Genomic DNA, 12,250 nt, shown 5'->3' on the forward strand with positions numbered 1-12,250 from the left:
TTTAAAAATGATTAAATATGTTTGTTGTTATTAAAATAAAATACTTTACTTTTATTTAAAACAGCTCTTTAATGGAGCTGTTTTTTTTCTTTATATTAAAATTTAATTTTTTTTTAAATATAAAGTGGTATGAATTACAGGATGTAACTGACATTTTTAAAGATTATAAATTCTGTCATTTGTGATAATTGACATATCTATTTTTCTTTAGCTTGCATTATTGGAAGCATACGAGTAAAATTAAATTAGCGCTGAAGAAAAGCAGGTATAATAATTTTAATAAGTGACACAATTTAATAGTAGCTCTATTAAATTGAAAAGTACCTGGTACCTTCAATAGATTTGATTACATTAATTTATGATTATCTTGGAGGGTAAAAAAATGAAAATTAGTTCTAGAACTAAGAAGATATTGGAAATACTGCTCACAAACGAAAATTATGTTGTTATTGATTTTATAGCAGAAAAACTTGGAGTTAGTTCTCGTACTATTTTAAGAGCTTTACCCAGGGTAGAATCCTGGCTTGAAAAAAATGACTTTAAGCTAGAGAAAAAAAAGGGGACAGGAATTCGACTTGACTGCAGTCTAGAAGAAAAAGAGAAGATTAAAAATCTACTTAATATTGAATCTGTTGAGAATTATTATTCTCCTGAAGAAAGAAGACTGATAATCTTGGCTGAGTTATTGAAAACTCAAGAGGCTACAAAGTTATTTAACTTTACAATGCTGACAAATGTATCTGAAGCAACAATAAGTCATGACTTAGATGAAATTGAAGAATGGATAGAAAAGTATAATTTAAAACTAGTTCGCAAACCTGGTCTGGGTGTTTATCTAAAGGGTAGAGAAAAAGATATCAGAAGAGCAAGCATAAATTTACTTTATGATAATTTAGATCTACAGGAAATATTTGATATCATGCAGAACAAATTTAACGAAAATACTAAGGATACAAAGAGAACAAATTTATCAAGAAGTAGACTTTTAAATCTGATTGGCTTAGATACAATTCATCTCCTCGATAATTTTATTCAAGAACTAGAAGAAAATTTAGATTATAAGTTGGCTGATGATTCATATGTGGCTTTGATGGTTCATTTAGCAATCGCTTTAAAAAGAATAAAAAATGGAGAAAAAATTGTAATAAAAGAAGAAATATTAGATGAATTAAAAAAGAGCAAAGAATATCCAATTGCTGTCTCACTAATTGCTAAGATAGCTGAAGCATTTTCTATGGATATTCCAGAAGCAGAAATCGGCTATGTGACAATGCATCTTAGGGGAAGTAAAGGTAGAGGTGGTTTTTATAACGATAATATCTCTATAACTGATGATTATAAATTAGTATTATTGACCAAAAAAATTATTGAAAAAGCAGAAATTGAACTCGGCATTTATCTAGAAGATGATGATGAATTATTGATTGGATTGGTTAGACATTTAGAACCTACGATTAACAGAATTAAGTTAAACCTTGATATTCGAAATCCTCTCTTAGATGAAATAAAAGAACAATATGCTGAACTTTTTAAAGTTTCACAAAAATGTGCAGATATTATTGCTGAAAATGAAAAGATAGATGTGCCAGATTCAGAAGCAGCTTATATTGCCATGCATTTAGGAGCAGCAATAGCTAGAAAAAAAACACCTGTTAAGAAATTCAGAGCAGCAGTGGCCTGTACTAGTGGGATAGGAGCTTCAAGACTTCTAGCTTCGAGATTAAACTCAGAGTTTGAAAATTTAGAAGTGGTTGCATTAATTTCAACGATAGATTTTAACAATCAAGAAATATCTAAAATGAATGTTGATCTTATTATATCAACGGTTTCTATTCCTAAAAGCAATGTTCCAGTTATTGTAGTTAATCCTCTTTTAACTGATAAGCATCAAAGAAAGATAAATGAATTTCTAGCAACTCATAAAGCTGCTAAAAGAAAAATTAATAGTAATAACATCAGTCTTAAAGAAAAATTATCAATTATAAATAAATATAACCAAAGAATTTTAGAAGTTTTAAATAATTTTGAACTTCAAAATAATTATAAATACAAAAATCTTGAGCAATTATTAAGTGATGCTGCAGAACTATTAGCTGATAATGGAGACGAAAAAAAGGTTATACAAAAAGATTTATCTTTGCGTGAAGAAAAGGGAAGTACAGTATTAGAACACAATAAAATACTATTATTACACTGCAGAAGTAAGGTAGTAGAAGAAGTTAAATTTATCGTTATCAGACCGGAAAATAAATTTAAAATTTTAAATGAAGATAAAAATAAGGCAGAAATTGAGATTGTTGTTGTTATGGCAGCACCTTTAAAAGGAGCTGAACAGGGAAGAGAAGTTTTAAGTGAAATCAGTCGACTCTTAATTGAAAGTACAAGTTTTATTAAAGCAATTAATTCAGGACTAAAAAATGAAGTTTATTTTGAGATGGCAGAGTATTTTGATCATTTTTTACAACAAAAAAGTACTATGGAATATCACAAGGAGGAAAAATAAATGACTAAGAGTAGTTTTCAAAATAGTGTACAGAGTTTTGGTAGATTTTTAAGTGGGATGGTTATGCCTAATATTGGAGCATTTATTGCCTGGGGTTTAATCACAGCCCTATTTATTCCAACTGGTTGGCTTCCTAATGAAGGGCTTGCTTCTTTAGTTGGACCTATGATTACTTATCTATTACCTCTATTAATCGCATTTTCTGGTGGTAAATTAGTAGCAGGTATTAGAGGTGGAGTAATCGGTGCTGTAGCGACTATGGGTGTTATCGTTGGTTCTGATATCCCAATGTTTATTGGAGCAATGTTGATGGGACCACTTGGTGGGTATACTATAAAAAAAGTTGATCAGCTTTTTGAAGGCAATGTTAAATCTGGCTTTGAAATGCTCGTCAGTAACTTTTCAGCGGGTATTGTTGGTGGTGCACTTGCAATATTAGCCTTCCAGATTATAGGACCTGTTGTTTATGGGCTAAATACGGTTTTAGCAGCTGGAGTTGAATTTATAGTTAATCAGGGATTATTACCTTTATCATCTCTGTTTGTAGAACCTGCTAAAATACTCTTTTTAAATAATGCTATAAATCATGGTGTATTAAGTCCACTGGGAATCCAAGAGGCAGCAGAAGCCGGAAGATCGATCTTCTTTATGTTAGAAACTAATCCTGGCCCGGGTTTAGGTGTTTTACTGGCTTACTGGGTATTTGCAAAAGGGATGATAAAACAATCAGCACCTGGTGCAATTATTATCCATTTCTTTGGTGGAATTCATGAAATTTATTTCCCATATGTATTAATGAAACCATCACTTTTATTAGCTGTTATTGGTGGTGGAGCAAGTGGAGTATTCGTATTCAATTTGTTAGGAGCTGGTTTAGTTGCTACTCCTTCTCCTGGTAGTATATTTGCCTATATCGCAATGACACCAAGGGGAGCTTTGTTTTCAGTACTCTCAGGTGTAGTGGTTTCAACGGTTGTTTCTTTTGCAATAGCCTCTGCATTAATTAAAAGATCTGCTGATAAAGGTGAGGAATTAAGCCTGGATGCAGCAACTAATAAATTAAGAGACATGAAAGGTAGAGATTTGCATAATGAAAAAAAATCAGGTGAAAAGTCATATAGTGCTGATGAAATTAATAAAATAGTATTTGCCTGTGATGCTGGTATGGGTTCAAGTGCAATGGGAGCAAGTCGACTTCGTAAAAAATTAGAAAATGTTGGCTCTGATATTACTGTTGTTAATAAAGCAATCGAAGAAATACCACAGGATGCACAAATAGTTATTACTCATAAAAATTTAACCGAGCGGGCCAAAAAAGCTGCTCCCAAGGCAGAACATGTCTCAATAGATGATTTTTTACAGACTCCTGCCTATGACATGTTAGTTAATAGAATTAAAAAAGGTTTAGAAGAAAAAAAAACTGAAGTAAAAACAGTAAAAAAAGAATCTGAAGAAAAATTAAATAAAAATATATTGAAGAAAAAAAATATTAAACTTGGCCTTGAAAGTGTTGAAAGAGATGAAGCAATTAAAATGGCTGGTAATCTTCTTTATGAAAGCGGATATGTAGATGAAGACTATATCGATGCTATGCTTGACAGGGAAGAAGAGTTAACAACTTATATTGGTCAGGGTGTAGCAATACCACATGGTGTTGGAAGTGCTAAAAAGAAAATAAAGAAAACTGGTATTTCAATTCTTCAGTTTCCAGAAGGAGTAGATTTTGATGGAGAAACTGCCTATCTTGTAATTGGTATTGCAGGCCTTGGTAATGAACACTTAAAAGTACTGGCTAATTTATCAGAACTGATTGAAAATGACGAAACAGCAGAAAAACTAAGAAAAACAGATGATCTTGATTATATTTATAATAAGTTTACATTATAAATGTTTGCAGTAAACTATAATTAACAATTAAGGATGGATAAAAAAATGATTAAAACATTAACTTTAAATCCAGCTCTTGATAAAACAATAATTGTGGAAGATTTTAAAATTGATAGTTTAAATAGAATTAAAAAAGTTTTTCGTGATGCTGGAGGTAAGGGAATAAATGTATCAAAAATGATAAGCAATTTAGGTGGCATTACCACTGCTTCAGGTTTTTTAGGTGGTGATGCCGGTTCATTTATCAAAAATGAGCTGGAAAAAGAGAATATAAAGCACGATTTTATTGAGGTTGAAGGAGAGACAAGAACCAATCTGAAAATGGTTGATAAAATTCAAAATACTTTTACTGACATTAACGAAAAAGGTGTTTATGTTAGTAATAATAAGCTAAATGAAATAAAAAAAGAACTTTTTTCTGATTTAAATAAAGGGGACATACTGGTTTTATCAGGTAGTGTTCCAGATGGAGTAGAAGCTAATATTTATCAGGAATTAATTGAAATAGCTCACCAAAAAGAAGTTAAAACTATTTTAGATGCAGATGGAGTTCTTTTTGAAAATGCATTAAAAGCTTGCCCAAGCTTAATAAAACCAAATGAACATGAACTGGCTCTTTATTATGGTAGAGATTTTAATAATCAAGAAGAAATGATTGAAGCAGCAAAAGAGTTTTTTCGCTATGGAGTGGAGAAAATTATGCTGTCACTTGGTAAAGAAGGAGCAGTATTTTTAACAGAAGAGGAAGTTATAAAAATAGAAGCACTAGAATTAGATGTTAAAAGTACGTTTGGAGCTGGAGATGCAATGGTTGCAGGACTTGCAATAGCCCTAGAAAATAATCTTAAAATAAACGAAATGATAACTCTTGCAGCAGCTTGCAGTAGTGCAAGTTTAATTAATGAGGGTACTGAGATGGGTAAAAAAGAAGATGTCAATAATCTAAAGAATAAAATAAGATATTACTATATTTAGAAAGGTGATTATAATGAAAACAAGAGCTGTTAGATTATATGGAGAAAATGATTTAAGACTGGAAGAGTTTGAATTACCAGAAATTAATGATGATGAGATATTAGCAAAAATTATTTCAAATAGCATCTGCATGTCAACTTACAAAGCTGTTATACAGGGAGCGAGACATAAAAGAGTTCCCAATGATGTTGCTGATAATCCAACTTTAACCGGACATGAATTTGCAGGTGAAATTGTAGAGGTTGGGGCTGATCTAAAAGATGAATTTGAAGTTGGTCAAAAATTTGCTGTACAACCGGCTTTAAATTATAAAGGTAGTCCTTATGCACCTGGATATTCCTATCCACATTTTGGTGGTAATAGTGAATATGCAATAATCCCTAAAGAAGTAATGGAATTAGGCTACTTATTAAAATATGAAGGAGAAGCTTTTTACGAAGCATCTCTATCAGAACCAATGTCATGTATTATTGGTGGATATCATGCAGTTTATCACACCGAAAGCAATAACTATATTCATAAAATGGGAATTGTTGAAGGTGGTAAAACTGCTTTACTTGGAGCTGCTGGACCAATGGGCTTAGGAGCAATTGATTATGCACTTCATGCAGATAGAAAACCCTCTGTTTTAGTTGTTACTGATATTGATCAGGACCGTCTTGATAGAGCAGCTTCTTTATTTACTCAAGAGGAAGCTCAAAAGCAGGGTGTAGAACTCCATTTTATTAATACTGCTGATTTAGATGATGTTCCTGCAGAGTTGAGAAAAATTGTTGATGGGGACGGTTATGATGATGTATTTGTATATGCTCCTGTAAGAGAATTAGTTGAACAGGGTGATCAAATATTAGGCAAAGATGGCTGTATGAACTTTTTTGCCGGACCAACAGACAAAGAATTTTCTGCAGAAGTTAATTTTTATAAAATCCATTATTCACCAACCCACATTATGGGTTCAACCGGTGGAAATGATGATGATATGAGAGAATCATTAAAAATGTCTGCAGAAGGTAAAATTAATCCGGCAACCATGATTACCCATGTCGGCGGGCTTGATAGTGCAGCTGATACTATTTTAAATCTTCCGGATATACCAGGTGGTAAAAAGTTGGTTTATACAGGCATTGATATGGAATTAACTGCAATTGATGATTTTAAAAACAAAGCAGATCAAAGTCAAATTTTTGCAGACTTGGCAGAGATAATCGAGAAGCATAATGGACTCTGGTCAGAAGAAGCAGAAAAATATCTGCTTAAAAAATGCAAATAACTTATAAGGAGTAAGATATTAATGGTAAAAACTGAAATTGAACTGAAACATGAAGAAGGCTTTCATGCAAGACCGGCAGGACTTTTTGTTAAAACTGCCTCAAAATATAATTCAGAGATTAAGCTTTTAAAAAATGGTGATCAAAATAAAGAATATAATCCTAAAAGCATTATTTCAATTATGAGTATGGGAGCAATTAAAGGTGACAGAATAACTATCATTGCTGATGGCCAGGATGAAAAAGAAGCCGTTGAAAATTTAAGATCACTGGTAGAAAATGATTTTGTAATTCCAAATTAGAGAATAAATAGAATAAATAAATGGAAACCCAGCATTCACTTTTTAATAAGTGTTTGCTGGGTTTTTAACTTTTATAGGTTTTTTTAGGTTAGTAATAATATTAATTTTTAAAAAATTATTAATAATAGTTACTATTTTCGTGTTATTTTCGATTTTTATTCGAGTAAATTTCTTAATTATTTTGATAAAATATTTTCAGAAGATATGAATAAATTATTATTTTGAGCTGGGAGGTGAGAACTGTGATAAAATTGAATCAAAAATTTTCATTATTTTTATTAATATTAATTCTATCCATAATTTATAATATGCAAGTACAGGCAGAAATCTATCCAACTCAGGTAAAACTTATAATACAGTCCAGACAGGCAATAGTAGGACAGGATGATTTTTTTGAAATTATAGAAATGGATGAGTATATATTAATACCTTTAGTATCACTTTCTAGATGGCTTGATATTGACTTAAATTATGACCGAAATAATAAGTTGCTAACAGTTTATTATGAAGAAAAAGATATTAATTTAATTGTAGATTTAAAATATAAAATTTATTATGATTTTCCAGATTGGTCAAAAGATCCTCCCAAAATTGTAGAGGGAGATTTTTATGTCGCAGTAGATCTGATTGAACATTTAACAGGTGCTAAAGTTGATTGGCAGCCTAGAAGACAGGAGTTGGTGCTTGATTATGACTATTCTGAGTTAGAAGATGGAGAAAAGATCACTGAAGTCAGAATTAAAAAAAGGCCGGATGAAATTATAATAGAACCTGAAGTCACTGGCCCTGATTTTTATCTAGCAGCTATTCAATATAAATTTGGTTTTGATTATGAATTTACCGATGAACCTGATGATGATTCTTTAGAGTTTAATAAGATTCTTTATTTGTATGGGCGAGCAGGTGACTGGGCAATATCTACAGGTCACACATTAGAATATGATTTTGATAGTGAAGAATATGAGTTTGAAAACAAGCTTTTAAGAGCTAGAAATATAGAAAATGATCGAATAATAATAATCGGAGATAATAAATTTAGATTTCCCAACACAATTGGAAGAACAGATATCAGAGGTTTTTATCTTCAATATCCGCTTCAACAGATAAGTGACAGAAGAGCATATACTGCTGTAAGTGGTGAAGCGGAAGAAGGAAGCAATGTTACTTTATATGTTAATGATAGAAAGATAGACAACAAATATCTATATCAAGGTGAAAGTGAATATTATTTTGAAAATGTTCCTATAACAGAAGAAAGAACAAATATAATTAGAATATTAATAGAAGATATTGATGGCAGGGAAACTGAAATAGTTAAAAAGGTTGCTGGTAGTTTAAATGTTTTTCCAAAAGGCACTAATGAAGGGGTATATACTTTTGGCAGCAACAACAGAAGAACTGATTCAGAATCATTTTTTGAACTTGGTGGTATGCAGATAAAATATGCACCTTCTGCAGGTACTTCTTTGTTCTGGGAGCTTGGAGTGGAAAAAATTTATAATAATTCTGATTCTGATGATTATAATCTTGGTAATTTACTTCGCGTTGCTGTAAGTCCTGAAGACCTTCCTTTAGTTTTTTTAGCAGATTGGTTAGCTGGCAGAGATGTAGATTTAGTTGAGCACGGTGTAAGAGCAAGTACACTTTATACTAAGGAAGACGGATATATAAAAGCGTCAGTTGCTTATGTTCCTCCATTAGTTGAAAAAAGAGTAAATGCAGATGCCGGACAACAGGCTTTAATAAACTTAGAAAAAGAGCTCAATCAAAACTGGAATTTAGATTTAGGATTAGAAAATCATCGTTCAATCCTGGATATGGATAATTTTGAAGTAAGTACTATCAATTTAGCTTTTGACTATAGTGATAAGGCTAGAAATACATTAACTATTGCAGCTGAATATGGAAACAGAGAAGAAGAAATTTACTGGAGAAGTTTAGATTTCACAGAAACTGGGCGTGATTGGTTTGATATTAGCTTAACTGGTAGAACTTTTAGGGGACCAGCTCGTCTGGGAAGCGAAATAATCTATGTCATCTCTGATATTGATTTCTATGATGATTTAGAAGATATTGATCTTTCAAAAAGAGAAGATTTTGCTTCAGTAAAATTAAATTTAAGCAGTAGTTTAACAGATAATTTAGTTTTAAGTGGTGGTTTATCATCTTCATTTACCTGGCTGGAAGGTGATCGACTTGAAAGTGATGCTGATGTTGATTTAAGGGTTAGGTTAAAAACTGGAGATTATACCTCAATTACTGCGGGAATTTCTACTGATATTGATTACAGAAAAGATAAATACGGATTTGAATCAACATCTGAAGTACAGGAAGTGGAATTATTTTTAAGGCACGATATTCCAAGAAGTATTACTCTGACAACTGGTGTGAAAAAAACTTTTTTAGATGATGAAAGTTATCTGAGAAGTAATGCCGGTTTGGATTATGATAATCCAGATAATGACTGGAGATTGAGCTTAGACTATGAATATATAGCTCCATATGGGACTAGAGAAAATCCACAACAGAAATATGGAATTGGATTTAAAAAACATTTATTTTCAGGCTTAGAAGCTCTATTTAATTTTGAGAGAACCTTTGCTTCTTCTAGAAGTGAAGAGCCTGTTTATGAAGCTTCTATATATTTGAGTCAGGTTCTTGGTTTTACAAAGGATAGAGTTATTGGTCAAAAATATCCTAGAATACAAAGAGAAACTTATAATTCATTTATTGCAGGTCTTGTTTATTTAGATATAAATGGAACTGGAAAAAGAGATCCAGGTGATCCCCTTTTATCAGGGATAAGTATTTCTAACGATGGTCGTAGGATAAATACAGATGAGGAAGGCTATTTTATTTTTGAAAACCTTAGAAGTGGATTATATAAAATAGGTTTTAACTTAAGAGAGCTTCCCGAAGAATATAAGGTGCTTACCCAGGATAAGGTTATACAAATTAGAGAAAACGAAAATATATTTCTTGAATTTGCTTTGACACAAATGGGAGAACTAAAAGGAAAAATTACTCTTGATCAAGATAAATTCATTGAAAAATATACAGAAGATATCCAGATAAACTTAATCAAATTTGAAATTGTAGAACTTAATCGGATTATTTTCAGTAGAAGTGATGGTAGTTTTATAGCTAGAAATATCCCTTTGGGTCAATACAAATTGCGAGTTGTAGAAGATTCTTTACCTGAAGGAACTATGCTGGAAGAAAAAGGAATTTATGAGTTCGATATAACTACTGATAGTTTAGTAAATCAGGATATTAAAATCACTTTAGTTCCGAGCAATTAACATCATTAAAATAAGAGCTAAACAATATCATTTATTTGATAATAGCTTTTTAAATAAAAATATTTTTTTAAAAAGGTGGTGATAACTAAAAAGTGAGATAATAATATTTATTATGTTGAATTGTAGAGTACTAAATAAATTTGTCAAAACTTATTGGATGCTGAGATCTGCCAGGATAAAATGGTCACCAGATTAATTGGCAGTGAGCTAAATGGTGAAACCGGCCAAAATTGATTAAGACCAATAAGGAGGAAATTTAAATGAATAAAAAAAGCTTATTTTCTATTTCAGTAGTCCTTATTTTAACACTATTGATGGTTTTTGGTGTGTTTTTAACTACAAATGTTTTGGCAGTTGAACCTGAATATATTTCTGGAAATGATCAAGCCCTTCCAAGTGATATACGAGCATTGGATTCATATAAATTTGATCCAGTTGATCTTGGTATAACAACTAGAAGTGGTATTACAATTGATGTATATGACACCACAAGAGGTCAGGAGTTTGACTGGGAATCTAATAGGGCGATCGCATATGTTTTTGTTAAAGGTGGCCCTGGTGGTAATCTTTACGATTATACTCCTGGAGCAACTTCAGGGGATGGCCTTCATGCACCTGAAGCACCTAGTGGAAATTGGCATGGTTTAAGCCATATAACATTTTATTTTTCTGATGAAGAGTTAACAGGTGAGCTATTGATAACCAAACAGTTTGAGTTAGGCGATGTAGTAGGAGATGTAGACTTCCCTGATTCTATCACAGTGGAAGTAACAGGTCCTTCCTATCTTGAAGGCGAACTAGTTACCATAGATATCGATGCTGATGGTTATGGTGATATACTTTTAGAGAACCTGATCCCCGGTGACTATGATGTAGAAGAATTGGACTTTGAAGGCTCAGATGCCTGGGATTCCGATATAGTCGGTTCACCAGCAACAGTTGTGGCAGGAGCTACAGCAGTAGTAGAGGTTAATATCACCAACAGCTATTTAACAGGTGAGCTATTGATAACCAAACAGTTCGAGTTAGGAGATGTAGTAGGAGATGTAGACTTCCCTGATTCTATCACAGTGGAAGTAACAGGTCCTTCCTATCTTGAAGGCGAACTAGTTACCATAGATATCGATGCTGATGGTTATGGTGATATACTTTTAGAGAACCTGATCCCCGGTGACTATGATGTAGAAGAATTGGACTTTGAAGGCTCAGATGCCTGGGATTCCGATATAGTCGGTTCACCAGCAACAGTTGTGGCAGGAGCTACAGCAACAGTAGAGGTTAATATCACCAACAGCTATTTAACAGGTGAGCTATTGATAACCAAACAGTTCGACTTAGGCGATGTAGTAGGAGATGTAGACTTCCCTGATTCTATCACAGTTGAAGTAACAGGTGAATCATATCCTAATGGTGAGTTAGTTACCATAGATATCGATGCTGATGGTTATGGTGAAAAACTCTTAGAGAACCTGATCCCTGGTCTCTATTATGTAGAAGAGTTGGACTTTGATGGCTCAGAAATCTGGGATTCTATTATAGTCGGTTCCCCAGCAGAAGTTGTAGCAGGAGCTGCAGCAGCAGTAGAGGTTAATATCTTTAATAACTTTATAATGGCTGCTGAAACTGCCTGGGCTGCTCACGATGTTGGAGAATTTAGATATAATCCTGGCAGAGGTGGTAACTGGGCAACTTATGTTGAATATGCAGTTATTCTTGAAGATGGTGGCGTAGCAAATATTTATGCAGGTCAATCTGAATATGTAGGTTATGTAGTATTTATAGAAGATGGTAATTATGTAGACATTGAAGTTTATCTAGAAGATTGGGCATTTGAACCTGGTACCATTAATTTATATGTCCAGGATTATAGTGACCAACCTAGTGGAAATCCTGCTCCTGGAAGATTTGATTTTAAAGCAACAGAATCAGGTCTTGAAGCTAGTATTAGAGTTCCACTAAATGATTACTATGGTATCCACTTAAATGTCTATCAACTATATTAATCATTTAAAA

The 12,250-nt window shown here is 32.5% G+C and carries 7 protein-coding genes; all 7 read left to right on the forward strand.

The genetic code is table 11. The features are described 5' to 3' along the window. Positions 1-382 precede the first annotated feature (382 nt). The 7 genes from HALSA_RS05905 to HALSA_RS05935 all read left to right on the forward strand — a co-directional run bounded on the left by HALSA_RS05905 (position 383) and on the right by HALSA_RS05935 (position 12,240). Positions 383-2,503 (forward strand): BglG family transcription antiterminator, encoded by a 2,121-nt coding sequence (locus HALSA_RS05905; protein WP_013405683.1) that lies wholly within the window; start codon positions 383-385, stop codon positions 2,501-2,503. Next, positions 2,504-4,390: a PTS mannitol transporter subunit IICBA gene (locus HALSA_RS05910; protein ID WP_013405684.1), complete on the forward strand. Its 1,887-nt coding sequence runs from the start codon at positions 2,504-2,506 to the stop codon at positions 4,388-4,390. Positions 4,391-4,435: 45 nt separating this feature from the next. Continuing rightward, positions 4,436-5,365, forward strand: a complete 930-nt coding sequence (pfkB, locus tag HALSA_RS05915; protein WP_013405685.1) for a 1-phosphofructokinase — start codon at positions 4,436-4,438, stop codon at positions 5,363-5,365. 13 nt (positions 5,366-5,378) lie between these two features. Further along, on the forward strand, positions 5,379-6,635 hold the full coding sequence (locus HALSA_RS05920; protein WP_013405686.1) for a zinc-binding dehydrogenase: 1,257 nt from the start codon (positions 5,379-5,381) through the stop codon (positions 6,633-6,635). A 21-nt stretch (positions 6,636-6,656) separates the two neighbouring features. Then, positions 6,657-6,935 (forward strand): HPr family phosphocarrier protein, encoded by a 279-nt coding sequence (locus HALSA_RS05925; protein ID WP_013405687.1) that lies wholly within the window; start codon positions 6,657-6,659, stop codon positions 6,933-6,935. Between the two features lie 242 nt (positions 6,936-7,177). Next, positions 7,178-10,237: a stalk domain-containing protein gene (locus tag HALSA_RS05930; RefSeq protein WP_013405688.1), complete on the forward strand. Its 3,060-nt coding sequence runs from the start codon at positions 7,178-7,180 to the stop codon at positions 10,235-10,237. 260 nt (positions 10,238-10,497) lie between these two features. Further along, positions 10,498-12,240 (forward strand): collagen binding domain-containing protein, encoded by a 1,743-nt coding sequence (locus HALSA_RS05935; RefSeq protein WP_013405689.1) that lies wholly within the window; start codon positions 10,498-10,500, stop codon positions 12,238-12,240. Positions 12,241-12,250: the final 10 nt, after the last annotated feature.

This window comes from Halanaerobium hydrogeniformans, assembly GCF_000166415.1.
Classification (GTDB): Bacteria; Bacillota; Halanaerobiia; order Halanaerobiales; family Halanaerobiaceae; genus Halanaerobium; species Halanaerobium hydrogeniformans.